The organism is Rhizobium sp. AN5, assembly GCF_900215255.1.
In the GTDB taxonomy this organism is placed as follows: Bacteria; Pseudomonadota; Alphaproteobacteria; order Rhizobiales; family Rhizobiaceae; genus Agrobacterium; species Agrobacterium tumefaciens.
The window spans coordinates 844,382-859,249 of record NZ_OCMJ01000004.1 but is presented as its reverse complement, the minus strand read 5'-3'; the positions used below and the strand labels follow the sequence as shown (position 1 = coordinate 859,249).

The 14,868-nt window shown below is 59.0% G+C and carries 16 protein-coding genes; 9 read left to right on the top strand and 7 right to left on the bottom strand.

Annotation, left to right across the window (positions count from 1 at the left end):
- Positions 1-20: 20 nt before the first annotated feature.
- Genes CRP02_RS16650 through CRP02_RS16635 form a run of 4 tightly spaced genes read left to right on the top strand, consistent with a single transcriptional unit; the run spans position 21 to position 3,511 of the window.
- Complete coding sequence (locus tag CRP02_RS16650; protein WP_097102133.1) at positions 21-968, top strand: SurA N-terminal domain-containing protein; 948 nt, start codon at positions 21-23, stop codon at positions 966-968.
- A 19-nt stretch (positions 969-987) separates the two neighbouring features.
- Positions 988-2,010, top strand: a complete 1,023-nt coding sequence (gene pdxA / locus CRP02_RS16645; RefSeq protein ID WP_097171763.1) for a 4-hydroxythreonine-4-phosphate dehydrogenase PdxA — start codon at positions 988-990, stop codon at positions 2,008-2,010.
- Positions 2,010-2,840, top strand: coding sequence for a 16S rRNA (adenine(1518)-N(6)/adenine(1519)-N(6))-dimethyltransferase RsmA (gene rsmA, locus CRP02_RS16640; protein WP_013635841.1), 831 nt, complete (start codon positions 2,010-2,012; stop codon positions 2,838-2,840). The genes pdxA and rsmA overlap by 1 nt, the downstream gene beginning before the upstream one ends.
- Before the next feature lie 56 nt (positions 2,841-2,896).
- Positions 2,897-3,511 carry an alpha/beta hydrolase gene (locus tag CRP02_RS16635; protein ID WP_097171762.1) on the top strand — a complete coding sequence of 205 codons (615 nt, stop codon included), beginning with the start codon at positions 2,897-2,899 and terminating at the stop codon, positions 3,509-3,511.
- A gap of 27 nt (positions 3,512-3,538) precedes the next feature.
- Here CRP02_RS16635 and gmk read toward each other — a convergent pair whose 3' ends face one another.
- The 7 genes from gmk to fabD form a co-directional block, all read right to left on the bottom strand.
- Positions 3,539-4,201, bottom strand: coding sequence for a guanylate kinase (gene gmk / locus CRP02_RS16630; protein WP_003512388.1), 663 nt, complete (start codon positions 4,199-4,201; stop codon positions 3,539-3,541).
- 4 nt (positions 4,202-4,205) lie between these two features.
- A complete protein-coding gene (locus tag CRP02_RS16625) occupies positions 4,206-5,093 on the bottom strand; it encodes a YicC/YloC family endoribonuclease (protein ID WP_097171761.1) in 888 nt (295 codons plus the stop codon).
- A gap of 68 nt (positions 5,094-5,161) precedes the next feature.
- Entirely contained in the window at positions 5,162-6,382 is a 1,221-nt protein-coding gene (gene mltG / locus CRP02_RS16620; protein WP_003512383.1) for an endolytic transglycosylase MltG, read from the bottom strand.
- Positions 6,383-6,748: 366 nt separating this feature from the next.
- Positions 6,749-8,011 carry a beta-ketoacyl-ACP synthase II gene (gene fabF / locus CRP02_RS16610; protein WP_065661575.1) on the bottom strand — a complete coding sequence of 421 codons (1,263 nt, stop codon included), beginning with the start codon at positions 8,009-8,011 and terminating at the stop codon, positions 6,749-6,751.
- Positions 8,012-8,257: 246 nt separating this feature from the next.
- Entirely contained in the window at positions 8,258-8,494 is a 237-nt protein-coding gene (locus CRP02_RS16605; RefSeq protein ID WP_003502080.1) for an acyl carrier protein, read from the bottom strand.
- 350 nt (positions 8,495-8,844) lie between these two features.
- Positions 8,845-9,582, bottom strand: coding sequence for a 3-oxoacyl-[acyl-carrier-protein] reductase (gene fabG / locus CRP02_RS16600; protein WP_003512379.1), 738 nt, complete (start codon positions 9,580-9,582; stop codon positions 8,845-8,847).
- 100 nt (positions 9,583-9,682) lie between these two features.
- Positions 9,683-10,627 (bottom strand): ACP S-malonyltransferase, encoded by a 945-nt coding sequence (gene fabD / locus CRP02_RS16595; protein ID WP_097172815.1) that lies wholly within the window; start codon positions 10,625-10,627, stop codon positions 9,683-9,685.
- A 223-nt stretch (positions 10,628-10,850) separates the two neighbouring features.
- Here fabD and CRP02_RS16590 point away from each other — a divergent pair, with 223 nt between their 5' ends.
- The 5 genes from CRP02_RS16590 to CRP02_RS16565 all read left to right on the top strand — a co-directional run bounded on the left by CRP02_RS16590 (position 10,851) and on the right by CRP02_RS16565 (position 14,857).
- Entirely contained in the window at positions 10,851-11,894 is a 1,044-nt protein-coding gene (locus tag CRP02_RS16590) for an aldo/keto reductase (protein ID WP_097171760.1), read from the top strand.
- A gap of 174 nt (positions 11,895-12,068) precedes the next feature.
- Positions 12,069-12,704, top strand: a complete 636-nt coding sequence (locus CRP02_RS16585) for a DUF2272 domain-containing protein (RefSeq protein ID WP_097171759.1) — start codon at positions 12,069-12,071, stop codon at positions 12,702-12,704.
- Between the two features lie 266 nt (positions 12,705-12,970).
- On the top strand, positions 12,971-13,432 hold the full coding sequence (gene rpsF / locus CRP02_RS16575) for a 30S ribosomal protein S6 (protein WP_003512373.1): 462 nt from the start codon (positions 12,971-12,973) through the stop codon (positions 13,430-13,432).
- Positions 13,433-13,445: 13 nt separating this feature from the next.
- The gene (gene rpsR / locus CRP02_RS16570) at positions 13,446-13,694 is read left to right on the top strand and encodes a 30S ribosomal protein S18 (RefSeq protein WP_003496832.1); all 249 of its coding nucleotides are present in this window, start codon (positions 13,446-13,448) and stop codon (positions 13,692-13,694) included.
- A gap of 188 nt (positions 13,695-13,882) precedes the next feature.
- Positions 13,883-14,857, top strand: a complete 975-nt coding sequence (locus CRP02_RS16565) for a hypothetical protein (RefSeq protein ID WP_025592960.1) — start codon at positions 13,883-13,885, stop codon at positions 14,855-14,857.
- Positions 14,858-14,868: the final 11 nt, after the last annotated feature.

Here is a 14,868-nt window from a genome sequence, read left to right as displayed (position 1 = left end):
CCGACGAAAGGGAGAAGGATATGATGAATTTCGGAAAGACGGCTTTGCGTGGCGCTGCTTTCGCCTTTGCGATATTCGCCGTTCCCATGGCCGTTGCGCCCTTTGCCAGCCAGGCCTTCGCCGACAGCACGGTCAAGATCGTCGTCAACAAGACGCCCATCACCAATGACGATATTGCCAAGCGTGTCGCCTTTCTGAAGTTGCAGCGTCAATCCGGCAATCTCGCCGAAAAAGCGCGTGAGCAACTGGTTGATGAGGCGCTGAAGCGCGAAGAAATCGGCCGTGTGAAAATGTCCGTCAGCACCCAAGAAGTCGATGCGGCTTTTGCGCGCTTTGCTGCAAACAACAAGATGAACCCGCAACAGCTGACGCAGATCCTCGCCAAGGCCGGTGTCGGTGCGGACCATTTCAAATCCTTCATCGCCGTGCAGATGAGCTGGCCGCGCCTTGTGAACGCCCGTTATGGTGCGCGTGGCAAGATGTCTAACCAGGACCTCGTCACCCGCCTTAGGGAACGCGGCGACAAGCCGGTAACGACGGAATATTTCCTGCAACAGGTGATCTTTGTCGTTCCGGAATCGAAGCGCAATGCCATCACCGGCAAGCGCAAGGCTGAGGCTGAAGCCTCGCGCAAGCGTTATCCCGGCTGCGACCAGGCCATGACTTTCGCGGCCACCATGCGGGACGTGGCGATCAAGGATCTCGGACGGATTCTGGCGCCCGAACTGCCGGAAGAGTGGAAGCCTCTGGTGGAAAAGACCAAGGAAGGCGGCACCACAGGAACACGCGTGACCGAAAAGGGTGTCGAATATCTGGCAATCTGCAAGCAGCGTCAGGTTTCCGACGATTACGCAGCGGAAATGGTGTTCAAGTCCGAAGACCTGATGAAGGCCAAGGGTGGCGAAAACCCGAACGAGAAGAAATATATGGATGAGCTGCGCAAGAAGGCGCAGATCGTCAACACCTGATACGAGAGCCGGCCTTTCCGTGACACATGCATCCCTGCCGCTTGCCCTGACACAGGGAGATCCAGCCGGTATCGGCCCTGATATCGCCATTGCCGCCTGGGCCAAGCGCCGGGAGAACGGCGTAGCGCCCTTCATCTTCATCGGCGATCCCGATGTGGTGGCGAGCCGTGCGGCGCTGCTTGGTATACCGGTCAATATCGAGACCTGCGAAGCGGCGGATGCCCTCGGCGTGTTCGACCGTGCTTTTCCCGTTCTTCCTCTTCCCGTCGGTTTCGAGGTTCAGGCCGGCCAGCCGCATGTCGGAGCCGCTCATGCGACGATCAAGGCGATCGAGCTCGCCGTTGCCTTGACGGTCGAGGGCAAGGCTTCCGCCGTCGTCACCAATCCGATTGCGAAATCCGTGCTTTACGAAGCAGGCTTCGGTTTTCCCGGTCACACGGAATTTCTCGCCGATCTGGCTTTGCGTCTGACCGGCAAACAGGTGATGCCGGTGATGATGATTGCCGGACCCAAGGTCCGCGTCGTGCCGGTAACGATCCATATCCCCGTAAAAGAGGTGCCTTCGGCGCTGACGGAAGACCTCATCGTCACCACCTGCCGCATTATCGATGCCGATCTGCGGCAGAAATTCGGCATCGAGGCACCACGACTGGCGGTCGCCGGTCTCAATCCACACGCGGGTGAAGATGGGGCATTGGGCACGGAGGACCGCGATGTGGTTCACCCTGCGACCATACGGTTGCGGAAAGACGGGATCGACGCTTTCGGCCCCCTGCCCGCCGATACGATGTTCCACGATGCCGCCCGCAGGCGCTATGATGTCGCCGTCTGCATGTATCACGATCAGGCCCTTATCCCGGCCAAGGCGCTTGGCTTTGACGATTCCGTCAATGTCACGCTCGGCCTGCCCTTCATCCGCACCTCGCCCGACCACGGCACCGCCTTCGGCATCGCCGGCCAAGGCATTGCCAGCGAGACGAGCCTTGTCGCAGCGCTGAAGATGGCGGCGGAGATTTCTCTTCGCAGCCGGGTCGGCGCATAATGGCCGCCATAGACGGATTGCCGCCGCTGCGCGATGTCATTCAGCGCCATGGGCTCGACGCTAAGAAATCGCTCGGGCAGAACTTCCTGTTCGATCTCAATCTCACCCAGAAGATCGCCCGAACCGCTGGGCCGCTTGACGGCGTGACGGTCATCGAGGTTGGCCCCGGGCCTGGCGGCCTCACCCGCGCCATTCTATCGCTCGGTGCCAAAAAGGTTATCGCCATTGAGCGGGACAGCCGCTGCCTGCCGGCACTTGCGGAGATCGAAGCACATTATCCCGGACGTCTTGAGGTCATCGAGGGTGATGCGCTGAAGACCGATTTCGAGGCTTTGGTTCCCGCCGGCGAACCGGTGCGGATCATTGCAAACCTGCCTTACAATGTCGGCACGCAATTGCTGGTCAACTGGCTGCTGCCGAAAGAATGGCCGCCTTTCTGGCTCTCCATGACGCTGATGTTCCAGAAGGAAGTCGGCCAGCGCATCGTGGCGGAAGAAGGCGACAACCATTACGGCCGCCTTGGCGTTCTCGCCGGCTGGCGCACGGTTTCGGAAATGGCCTTCGACGTCCCGCCGCAGGCCTTCAGCCCACCGCCTAAGGTCACCTCGACGGTCGTGCATCTGCTGCCAAAGGAAAAGCCGCTGCCCTGCGATGTCGCGAAGCTCGAAAAGGTAACGGAAGCTGCCTTCGGCCAACGCCGCAAGATGCTGCGCCAGAGCGTGAAAAGCCTTGGCGGTGAAGTTCTGCTGGAAAAGGCAGGCATTGACGCGACACGGCGAGCGGAAACGCTGTCGGTCGAGGAATTTGTGACGCTGGCGAACTGCCTGTAATTGAAGGCGACGTTTCGGCACTTCTAACGCGGGTGACAGAATTAGGGAACAAGCGCGTGGAGAGTGCCGGTTTTCACTACAAGCTCCCCATTCCCGTCGGATCGCCTGATTGCGCGGTCGTGTTGCTACACGGTTCGGGAAGAACGGAGGAAGATCTCGCTTCGTTTGGCCGTGCCGTTTTTCCCAACGGCATTCTCTATGCTCCGAGAGGCATTGTGCCATGGGAAAATGGCTTTGCGTTTTTTCGCAGAAAGCCCGACAGACAACTCGATATCGACGACCTGAAACATCAAGCCGGCGGGCTTTGCCGGTTTATCGAATTCGTATTTCAGCAGACGGGGCAAAGACCCTTTCTCGTGGGATATTCAAACGGTGCGATCATCGCAGCTGAAACGATCTGCCAGAATCGTCATCTGTCGAGGGGTGCCATTCTGCTTCGGCCACTATCCCCCCGCAATAACGAGCATTTTCCGAAGCTCACCGGATATCCTGCGCTCCTGCTGGCAGGTGCACATGATGAGCGGCGGCATCGCGATGATGCGCCCCATTTGGCCGATCAATTTTCGACTGCGGGCGCGGATGTGGTACTGGAGACACTCGACACAGGCCATGGCTGGGCAGCAGACGCGGCAGACGAGCGGCTGTCCCGGCAATGGCTACGTCAGCGTTAGAGATAACACGCCGCTTTAACCGCCAAATCAGAGCTGCGGTTCTTCCGCAAGCAGTCCGCGCACGAAATCGAACATGCCATGGCGGCGGTCGCGGCGCACACGTTCGGCCTTGACTATCGCTTCTACGGCCTCGAAGGCCGCCTGCAGGTCGTCGTTGAGGATGACGTAGTCGTAATCGCGCCAGTGCTCGATCTCGGCGCGGGAATTGAGAAGCCGGGTCTGGATCACCGCTTCGGTGTCTTCGGCGCGGCGGTGCAGGCGCGATTGCAGCTCGGTCATGGTTGGCGGCAGGATGAAGATCGACACGACGTCGGCCTTCATCTTGTCCTGAAGCTGCTCGGCGCCCTGCCAGTCGATGTCGAACAGCATGTCGCGTCCGGCCGCCATCGCCACTTCCACCGGCTCGCGCGGCGTGCCGTAGAAATTGCCGTGAACCTCTGCCCATTCCAGAAGCTCATCGCTGTCACGCAGGCGCTCGAAGTCGCGCTTGGAGATGAAGTGGTAGTGGATGCCTTCAATCTCGCTCTGGCGGCGCGGGCGCGTCGTCACGCTGACGGACAGGCTGATGTTCTTGTCCTTGTCGAGCAGGTTGCGCGCAATCGTGGATTTACCAGCGCCCGATGGCGATGAAATCACCAGCATCAGCCCTCTGCGGGCAATCGTAACAGGGGAATTGTTCACCGGAACCATGGGTCTACTCCAGATTTTGGACCTGCTCGCGGAACTGGTCGATAACCACTTTCAGCTCTATGCCTGCTGCGGTTACCGCACTGGCGTTCGATTTGGAACAGATTGTATTCGACTCGCGGTTAAATTCCTGTGCAAGAAAATCGAGCTTGCGGCCAACCGGCCCGCCATGAGCCAAAAGTTCGCGCGATGCCTGGACATGTGCGTGTAGCCGGTCGACCTCTTCGCGCAGATCCGCCTTGGTAGCGATCAGTGCGGCCTCGGCGTGCAGGCGGTCGCGATCGAGCCCGTGCATGCCATCGCCAATAAGGGCAATCTGCTGGGCAAGCCTTGCCGCGATCTGTTCCGGCTGGCGGGAAGGATCGTTTTCGATGAGGTTCACGAGTTGCTCGATCCTGTCGATCTGCCCGGACAGGATGGCAAACAGGGAAGCCCCTTCCCGCTCGCGCATGTCCTTCAGCTTCTCGACGGCGGCGGCAAAGCCCGCAAGCACGTCAGTGTTGCGCGCGGCCTGCGCCTCGGCATCATCTTCCGCCTCGCGAAAATCGACGAGCCCGCGCAGCGACAGCAGCGTATCGAAGCTCAGCGGCTTGTCGTCGACGACGTCACCCAGTTCTTTCTTGAGAGCGAGAACTGCAGCAAGAGCATCGCGGTTGATCACTGCCTCCAGCCGGTTTTCCGCAATCGCCAGCGTCAATCCCGCCTGAACATTGCCGCGGGAAAGATGCTGTGCCGCGATTTCCCGCAGGCCCGTTTCCAGCGCTTCCAGACCGTTTGGCAGGCGCAGGCGCACGTCGAGCCCCTTGCCGTTCACCGAGCGCAATTCCCACGCCCAGCGGTAACGGCCGGAGGTTCCTTCGCTGCGCGCGAACCCGGTCATCGATTGCAATGTCATATTCAGAAAGCCCCCATCATGCCGTGCAAAAAACCGGGCCTTGCAATGACAAGGCCCGGTCAGAACTATCAGTTATTGGCCGGTTTTTCCGCCTCGGTGCCGCCGGGCTGACCATCCACGACAACATCGGGATTGGCGCCGGAAGCCGCTTTTTCGGCCTCGATCTTGCGCCAGCGGCGCACATTGGCGTTATGTTCGTCCAGCGTCTTCGCAAACACATGGCCGCCGGTGCCATCGGCAACAAAGTAGATGTCATCGGTGCGCCACGGGTTAGCAACCGCCTCGAGTGCGGCCCGGCCCGGATTGGCGATGGGAGACGGCGGCAGGCCCTTGATGACATAGGTGTTGAACGGCGTCTGCTTTTGCAGGTCCGACTGGTAGATCGGACGGTCGGAGGGTTTGCCGTCGCCGCCAAAGAGACCGTAGATGATCGTCGGGTCGGATTGCAGGCGCATGCCCTTCTTCAGCCGGTTGTAGAACACCGAAGCGACATGGGCGCGCTCGTCGTCCTTGCCGGTTTCCTTCTCCACGATCGAGGCGAGCGTCACGAATTCCTCGACCGTCTTGATTGGCAGGTCGGGGTCACGACGTTCCCAGATCATGTCGATCAGCTTCTCCTGCGCCGCACTCATCTGGTTGATGATTTCCTCACGCTTCGTACCACGGGTAAAGCGATAGGTATCGGGGCGAAGGCTGCCTTCCGGCGGCAGGGTGGCGGGCAATTCGCCATCCAGCACCTCGTCGGCGGCAAGCCGCGCGAACATTTGCTTGACGGTCAGACCTTCCGGCAACGACACGGAATAAAGGATCGATTTGCCGGACTCCAAGAGCATCATGATATCCTTCATGGATGCGCCGGCCTTGATTTCGTATTCGCCCGCCTTCAGCGTCTGGTCCTTTTGCAGGTAGCTGCCCGTCATCAGGCGGAAAACACGGGCATTGGATACGACGTCATTGCGCTCGAGATTATTAGCGATCTCGATGAGGCCTGCGCCGTTGCGCACCGTGAAATGTGTGTTCGTCTGAAGCGGACCGGGCTCCTGGAACGCATTGATCATGTAATAGAAGGCTGCGACAGCAAGCACACAGACGGCAACCGCAAGCGTCATCAGAAAATTCAGGAAGATCACCAGCTGGCCATGGGCCTTGCGGGAGCGCTTCGGTGGAGCCGGCACCTTTTCCGGCCGAAGCGCTTCGGTCGGGGATTTCGGGATGATCGGGCCGCGATTGCCCTCACCCGCGCCGTCTCGTCCGTATGGTCCCTGGCTGTTCTGGTTCGTGTCGCTCACCGTCGGTCCTTTTCAGTTCGGCGTTGTCAGCGCTTTTTGCGCAGGTAATGCGGCAAAAACAGGTTCGGAATGCCTTCCTGCACCACATAGAGACATCGTGAAGACCTCATTGTCCTCCTTCACGAATCGTCGTTTCCGGCAAAGCCGGTCAAAGAAAGCCATCTGCGGCGGGAAATTCATCCGCAGCAGCAAATCATTCCGAAACCGGCAAACCGTCTTCCGTAAACGACTACAATATCGGCGCGAAAATCGAAATGGCTTTCGCAAGCCGCAATGCGTTCTTCAAAGAAGAGCGCTCTCAGGCACCCGGCGGGAGGGAGCCGCACCCGCTTTAGGCGGTTTGCGGCGCCGGGTTTTCGTCGTGATTTATGCTTCGTAGCGACGCAGTACGAGGGAGGCGTTGGTGCCGCCAAACCCGAAGGAGTTCGACAAGGCGACGTTGACCTGCCTCTTGCGCGCCTTGTGCGGCACCAGATCGATCTTCGTCTCTACGTCGGGATTGTCGAGGTTCAGCGTCGGCGGAACGATGTTGTCGCGGATCGCAAGCGTGGCGAAAATCGCCTCGATAGCGCCAGCTGCTCCGAGAAGATGGCCGGTGGCCGACTTTGTGGAAGACATGGAAATCTTCGACGCCGCGTCACCAACCAGCCGCTCGACCGCGCCAAGCTCGATCGTATCGGCCATGGTGGAGGTGCCGTGGGCGTTGATGTAGTCAATATCGTCAGGCGTCAGGCCGGCGCGCTTCAGCGCCATCGCCATGCAGCGGTACGCGCCATCGCCATCTTCAGACGGTGCAGTGATGTGGTAGGCGTCACCGGAAAGGCCGTAACCGACGACTTCGGCATAAATCTTTGCGCCGCGCGCCTTGGCATGTTCCAGCTCTTCCAGAACGACGATGCCGGCACCTTCGCCCATGACGAAACCGTCACGGTCGCGGTCATAGGGACGGGATGCCTTCTGCGGATCGTCGTTATGCTGGGTGGAAAGCGCCTTGCAGGCGGCAAAGCCGGCAAGCGCGATGCGGCAGACCGGCGATTCGGCACCACCTGCGACCATGACCTCGGCATCGCCGAACGCGATCATCCGGGCAGCATCGCCGATGGCATGCGCACCGGTCGAGCAAGCCGTCACTACGGCGTGGTTCGGACCGCGCAGCTTGTGACGGATGGAAACGTGGCCGGAAACCAGGTTGATCAGACGGCCGGGAATGAAAAATGGAGAAATGCGGCGGGGGCCCTTGTCGCGCAGCGTATAGCCCGCCTCGACAATACCTTCCAGACCGCCAATGCCGGAGCCGATCAGAACGCCCGTAGCGATCTGGTCCTCGTCCGTTTCGGGATGCCAGCCGGCATCCGCAAGCGCCATGTCGGCGGCGGCCACACCGTAAAGGATGAACGGATCGATCTTGCGCTGCTCTTTGAGTTCCATCCAGTCATCGGCATTGAACGTGCCGTTGGAGCCATCGCCGACGGGAATGCGACAGGCAATCTTTGCGGGCAAGTCTTCGACTTCGAACTCAGTCACGAGACGGGCACCGTTCTGGCCGGCAAGCAGCCGTTCCCAGGTGATTTCCGTTCCGCATCCAAGAGGAGATACCATGCCGGTACCGGTGATAACGACACGCCTCATCGCCAACGCTCCGCCCTTATCCAAATCATCGGTCTTTTTGCAACGCCACACACCATGGAATGGCGGGAACAGGCGCTGCACCATTTTGAATGTCCGCATAATCTTCCGCAGGCCAGAGCCGGTTCGGAAACTTATGCAGTCGTCAGGACGCACGTCTTTCGGGCGCGTTCTGTTTCACGATAAAATATTGGCCCGGACAAGCCGGGCCAAGACGGGAGGTTGTTACACCTCCCCAATACAGGTCGATCAGGCCTGGGCCTTCTCGATGAACTTGACAGCGTCGCCAACAGTCAGGATCGAGTCAGCTGCGTCGTCGGGGATCTCGACGCCGAATTCTTCTTCGAAAGCCATGACCAGTTCAACGGTATCGAGCGAATCAGCGCCCAGATCGTCAATGAAGCTTGCGCCTTCAACAACTTTGTCGGCGTCGACGCCCAGATGATCAATTACAATTTTCTTTACGCGTTCTGCGATATCGCTCATGTCGGTTTCCTCGACCTTTATTTTGAAGGGAATGCCTTACGGCACCCTGCCCTGTTAGAAGCCCTCATGCGCCGTTCAAATCCGGCACTGCTGGCAAACCCGTTCAACCCGGTCCAAGCTAGACATCGTCGCGCAAAATCGCAACGGCTTCCTGTCTCTCCGGGACGACTGTTCACAGTCTTGGCCCGATTAACACGGTTTCAACCGGTCGAAAAGCCTGAAAACGCGCTAAGCACAACGTATGACAGGCAATTTCGCCGGAAACCGGCATGGAGGGTCTTGCGGCGCCCGACACCAAACAAGGTGCAGAAACAGCGCCGCAATCGTTTCAAGACGCCTTTCAGGTGGCGTCAGATCATCGCCATGCCGCCATTGACGTGCAAGGTCTGGCCGGTCATGTAGGCAGCTTCATTGGAAGCCAGATAAAGTACGGCCGAAGCGACTTCGGCGCCCGTTCCCATGCGCTTCATGGGAATGGCACCCATGATGGCGTCTTTCTGCTTGTCGTTCAGCTTGCCGGTCATCGCGCTTTCGATGAAGCCAGGTGCCACGCAGTTGACGGTGACGTTGCGGGTGGCGATTTCCTGTGCCAGCGACTTCGAAAAACCGATCATGCCGGCCTTGGAGGCGCAGTAGTTCGCCTGACCGGGATTGCCGGTGACGCCGACGATGGAGGTGATGTTGATGATGCGGCCGAAACGGCGGCGCATCATCGGATGCGTCAGTTCACGCGTCAGGCGGAACATCGCGGTCAGGTTCACCTCGATGACGTTGTCCCAGTCTTCGTCGCTCATGCGCACGAACAGGCCGTCCTTGGTGATGCCGGCATTGTTGACGAGAATGTCGACGCCTTCCAGCTCGGCCTCTGCCTTTTCGCCCAGCGCCTTGACCTCGGCACGATCGGCAAGGTTGGCCGGGAAAATCTTGACGCGGTCGCCAAGTTCCGCCGCCAGCGCTTCGAGCTTTTCAACGCGCGTGCCGTGCAGGCCGACGGTTGCGCCCTGGCTGTGCAGAAGGCGGGCGATTTCCTCGCCAATGCCGCCGGTCGCGCCGGTTACGAGAGCCTTGCGGCCTGTCAGATCAAACATGTTCCGTTCCTTCTTTAGACCAATTCCGCAAAAAGCCTTTTAGCGGAATTGCATCGGGAATTACCGTAAAACAAAAAGCCGATGCGGGGCGAAACCCGTCTCAGCCGATAAGAGTGGCGAGAAGCTGGTCGATGTCGGCAGCGCCGTTGACGGCAACGCCGTTCACCGTCTTGTCGATGCGACGGGCAAGACCGGTCAGCACCTTGCCGGAGCCGATCTCGTAAAGCTGTGTCACATTGTTGGCAGCGAACCATTCCACCGTCTCGCGCCAGCGCACCTGGCCCGTCACCTGCTCGACCAGCAAAGCGGCGATCTCATTGGCGTCGGAAACGGGGGCGGCACGCACATTGGCGATAATAGGCACGACAGGGTTATTCTTTTCGACAGCCGCCAGCGCCTCGCGCATGGCTTCCGCCGCCGGCGCCATCAGCGCGGAGTGGAAGGGCGCGGAAACCGGCAGCATGATGGCGCGCTTGGCGCCCTTTTCGGAAGCGATCGCAGCCGCCTTCTCGACAGCCGCCTTGCCGCCGGAGATGACCAGCTGGCCGCCGCCATTGTCGTTGGCGATCTGGCAGACGCCGAGAATGGAAGCCTCTTCACAGATTGCCGAAACAGCATCGTGCTCCAGCCCGATGATCGCGGCCATCGCGCCCTCGCCCACCGGCACGGCAGCCTGCATGGCGTTGCCGCGAATGCGGAGAAGCCGTGCGGTATCGGCAATCGAGAAGGTGCCGGCAGCACAGAGCGCCGAATATTCACCGAGCGAATGGCCAGCGACATAAGAAACGGCATCGGAGAGCTTCAGACCGCGCGCTTCCAGAACCCGCATGACTGCCATGGACACCGCCATGAGCGCCGGCTGAGCGTTGGCCGTCAGCGTCAGCGTTTCTTCCGGGCCATTCCACATGATGTCGGAGAGCTTCTGGCCGAGCGCGTCATCGACCTCCTGGAACACAGCCCGTGCTTCCGGATAGGTGTCGGCGAGTTCCTTGCCCATGCCGACGGCCTGGCTTCCCTGACCGGGAAATGTGAATGCAATACCCATGGGATGTGGTCCTTCTTGTCTGGCCTTGCCTTTATTCTTTTCGACTTCCATTCACATTCCGGCCTGCGGAGTCAAGGCTTGAAGCCCTTCGGCACCCCATCGACGCGGTTTTGCCGATCTATTTTCCCCTTTCTTTTCATCATATTTTTTCTTGCACTGCGGCAATTCCCGATTACTTTCATGCCACCTTTCAAAATATCTGGCCAAGCACCGGGACATTTCCATGAAAAAGAGACTATTGGGCCGCACGGGCATTTCCGTGTCCGAAATTTGCCTTGGCACAATGACGTGGGGCACGCAGAACACTGAAGCCGAAGCGCATGCGCAGATGGATTACGCGCTGGAGAACGGCGTCAATTTCTTCGATACGGCCGAGCTTTACCCCACCACCCCCGTTTCCGCCGAAACGCAGGGACGGACGGAAGACTATATCGGCACATGGTTCGAAAAGACCGGCAAGCGTGACCAGGTCGTGCTCGCCACCAAGGTCGCCGGTTCCGGGCGTGACTATATTCGCGGCGGGCGCGATATCGATGCGAGCGCCATCCGCGAGGCGGTAGATACCAGCCTCACGCGCCTGAAGACGGATTACATCGACCTCTATCAGATCCACTGGCCGAACCGCGGCACCTATCACTTCCGCGGCGCCTGGAGCTTTGATGCTTCCGGTCAGGAAAAGGAGCGCACGCTTGCCGAGATCACCGAAAAGCTCGACACGCTCGGCGAGCTGGTAAAGGCCGGCAAGATCCGCGCTATCGGCCTTTCCAACGAAAGCGCCTGGGGCACGCAGAAATATATCGATATTGCCGAGGCCCGTGGCCTGCCGCGCGTCGCAACCATCCAGAACGAATATAACCTGCTCTATCGCAGCTTCGATCTCGACATGGCGGAAGTCGCCCATCACGAAGATGTCGGCCTGCTGGCCTACTCGCCGCTGGCGGCGGGGCTGCTCACCGGCAAGTATCAGAACGGCGCACGGCCTGCGGGCTCGCGCGGCACCATCAACAAGGACCTCGGCGGTCGCCTGCAGCCGCATCAGGAAGCGCCGGTCAAGGCCTATCTGGAGCTTGCCGCACAACACGGCCTCGATCCGGCCCAGCTCGCCATCGCGTTCTGCCTGACACGCCCCTTCATGGCCTCTGCCATCATCGGCGCAACGACCATGGAGCAGTTGAAGGTGGATATCGCAGCAGCCGACGTCACCTTGTCCGACGACGTCCTGAAAGGCATCGCCGCGATCCATCGGCAGTATCCGATGCCGATCTGAACTATCGTCAAACCGGAAATCCAAATAAACTGTCTTTCAATACTTGTTAAACTCTGTATTATCGTATTCATCGACGCATCTCCATAATATGCGTCGATGAATTACCGATCGAACATGCAGAATTTTATATATATTTTACGACAGTAATAATTATATTATAATTTGGAGAATCCGATGGCGAAGACAGTCGCAGATATTCTCAGCATCGCAAATCAGGAATGGAACCACTGGGGAAATTCCATATGGAACCTTTCTACTGGCGCTAAGAACATCCGTCACAAAGATGACGATCCCCTATTCGCAAAACACGTCATCAAGAACTACAATGCTGTAGGCGGCGGAACGCCGACTGAAGACGAGATTATGAACGACGAGTATTTCTGGTCCGCCGTCGGGATTTCCTATGTCTTCCATGCCGCGAAATTCATCAAAAAAGAGTTTCCCTTCGCGCAAGCGCATTCCGTCTGGATTCGCCATTTTATAAAGGCGCGCCAGCAAAACTCGACAAGCGCCCTCTACCACGGCTACCGCCTCAAAGAGCCTGGCGCGACTCCGGATGTTGGCGATATCATCGGCTATACCTATGAAAAAGTGAGCTTTCAGCAAGCGCAGGGCTACTATGATAAAGTCGGGACCTATAGGTCGCATACTGACATTGTCGTCGCAAGACGACCCGGAGAGATCGACGTCATCGGCTTCAACGTTCTAGACTCGGTGACGAAAAAGACGATCCCGCTCACTGAAAGCGGTCATATCGGCGATACCACGCACAAATGGTTCGTCGTTTTGAAGAAAAACGCGCTTCACTGACAAAACCATTGCCAAAATGTGAAAAATCCGTATAAGCGCGCTGTTCACAACACCCGGTCCAATTGGCTGGTGGCTGAACGGAGGGCTGGTTTCGGTAACGAAACAGCAGGAACCATAAGGTTTTTCCGGCCTCCCGTGTCTCCGCTCTCGACCGTCTCGAACAACGCTTTTCTTGCTTTAAGGCTTCGCAGCCTAACCAGGAGCAGTCGTTGAGGCTTAGCGCCGTTGCCGGGTGAAGGACGAAACGCAAGAAAGGCAAAGCTTAAATGGCTCTTTACGAACACATCTTCCTTGCCCGGCAGGATATTTCTGCCCAGCAGGTCGACGCACTTGTCGAGCAGTACAAGGGCGTTATCGAATCGTTCGGCGGTAAAGTCGGACGCGTCGAGAACTGGGGTCTGAAGTCCCTCACCTATCGCATCAAGAAGAACCGCAAGGCTCACTACGCTCTCATGGACATCGACGCTCCGGCGCCTGCGATCCACGAAATCGAGCGCCAGATGCGCATCAACGAAGACGTTCTTCGTTACATGACCATCGCCGTCGAAGCCCACGAAGAAGGCCCGTCCGCGATGATGCAGAAGCGCGACCGTGACGACCGTCCGCGCCGCGATGGCGACCGTCCGGATCGTGGCCCGCGTGAAGATCGTGGTCCCCGCGCACCGCGCGAAGGTGGCTTCGGCGACCGCGAAGACCGTCCGCGCCGTCCGCGCGAAGACCGTGCATAAGGAGAATTGACCAATGGCTGATACATCCTCTTCCCAGGCACGCCGCCCGTTCCACCGCCGTCGCAAGACGTGCCCCTTCTCCGGCGCAAACGCTCCGAAGATCGACTACAAGGACGTTCGTCTCCTGCAGCGCTACATTTCCGAGCGCGGCAAGATCGTTCCTTCCCGCATCACGGCCGTTTCCCAGAAGAAGCAGCGCGAACTCGCCCAGGCGATCAAGCGCGCCCGTTTCCTCGGCCTGTTGCCTTACGTCGTAGCGTAATGATTTGAAACGAGGCCGCGCTTTGGCGCGGCCTCGTCTTCCACGATGCAACTGACTTTTAATCAGTAGGTTGCGAGTTCAAATCCTTCCGCGTTGGGCGCGGATCGATACCATAAATCCCATGTTGGGGACGACGATCCTGATTGGACCGGTCCTCTAACTGCTCAAGTTTCCAGCAGGACAGCGAAGTGCAAAAGTTGAACCAGACAGTGCTGATCACCGGCGTTCTCGCCGGCATATGCGCCGCGTTTCTAACGCTTGGCGCAACGGCACAGTCGTCCTTTTCCTTCCTGCTTTACGCCGGTTCCGCCATGCCCATCTTCATCGCCGGCATGGGCTGGGGCAACCGCGCAGCCGTCGTTGCGATTATCACCACGGCTATCATCGGCGCACTCGTCATATCGCCGCTTTTCTCGCTGACCATCGCGATCTTCACGCTGATCCCGGCGGGCTGGCTCTCGCATCTTGCCAATCTGGCGCGCCCGGCCTCGGAACTCGGCGGTCCGGATGACCTGCTTGCCTGGTATCCGCTGTCCGGCATCGTCCTGCATCTCTGCCTTCTGGTTTCGGTCGCCGTCGTCATTCTCGGCTGGATGATCGGTTACGGTCCCGATCTCGTCGCGCGCATGGTCGATCTGATGATGACCTCCGTGCAGAGCCGCGAACCGCTGTTCGAACCCAATGTCGAGGCACTGGCGCAGACGAAGTCGCTGCTGGTTCTGATGCTGCCGATCGTTCAGGGCGGCCTGTGGGTCATCCTTTTGTTTGCGGCCTATTATTTCGCGGCCCGGCTGGTCGGTTCCTTCGGCAAGGGTCTTCGCCCGCGCGAGGACATTCCTTCCGCACTGCGCATGCACCGCAACGCCATCTTCGTTTTTCTCTGCGGCATCGTCGCCATGTTCTTCGGGGGCGTTGCCGCCATGGTCGGCGCAGTCGTCTGCGGCACCTTCGGCGCGGGCTTCCTGATGGCGGGTTACGCCTCGCTGCACAAACGCGCGCGTGGAAAGGACTGGCGTCTGCCGGTTCTCATCCTCGCTTATCTCTCGGCGGTCTTTGTCTTCCCGCTGCTTATCATTCTCGTGTTGGGATTGAGCGACGTGCGCAGCACGATCTCCCTCACCCCGACGCGGAAAACTGACAATACGAACGAAACCAACACATAGAAAGGATCAAG

Bases quoted from the DNA above. Each gene is read 5' to 3' on its own strand.
- CRP02_RS16625 (WP_097171761.1), bottom strand. From the start codon at position 5,093: ATGACATTGCAATCGATGACCGGGTTCGCGCGCAGCGAAGGAACCTCC.
- CRP02_RS16590 (WP_097171760.1), top strand. From the start codon at position 10,851: ATGAAAAAGAGACTATTGGGCCGCACGGGCATTTCCGTGTCCGAAATT.
- fabD (WP_097172815.1), bottom strand. From the start codon at position 10,627: ATGGGTATTGCATTCACATTTCCCGGTCAGGGAAGCCAGGCCGTCGGC.
- CRP02_RS16605 (WP_003502080.1), bottom strand. From the start codon at position 8,494: ATGAGCGATATCGCAGAACGCGTAAAGAAAATTGTAATTGATCATCTG.
- gmk (WP_003512388.1), bottom strand. From the start codon at position 4,201: ATGGTTCCGGTGAACAATTCCCCTGTTACGATTGCCCGCAGAGGGCTG.
- rpsR (WP_003496832.1), top strand. From the start codon at position 13,446: ATGGCTGATACATCCTCTTCCCAGGCACGCCGCCCGTTCCACCGCCGT.
- rpsF (WP_003512373.1), top strand. From the start codon at position 12,971: ATGGCTCTTTACGAACACATCTTCCTTGCCCGGCAGGATATTTCTGCC.
- rsmA (WP_013635841.1), top strand. From the start codon at position 2,010: ATGGCCGCCATAGACGGATTGCCGCCGCTGCGCGATGTCATTCAGCGC.
- fabF (WP_065661575.1), bottom strand. From the start codon at position 8,011: ATGAGGCGTGTCGTTATCACCGGTACCGGCATGGTATCTCCTCTTGGA.
- CRP02_RS16650 (WP_097102133.1), top strand. From the start codon at position 21: ATGATGAATTTCGGAAAGACGGCTTTGCGTGGCGCTGCTTTCGCCTTT.
- CRP02_RS16585 (WP_097171759.1), top strand. From the start codon at position 12,069: ATGGCGAAGACAGTCGCAGATATTCTCAGCATCGCAAATCAGGAATGG.
- fabG (WP_003512379.1), bottom strand. From the start codon at position 9,582: ATGTTTGATCTGACAGGCCGCAAGGCTCTCGTAACCGGCGCGACCGGC.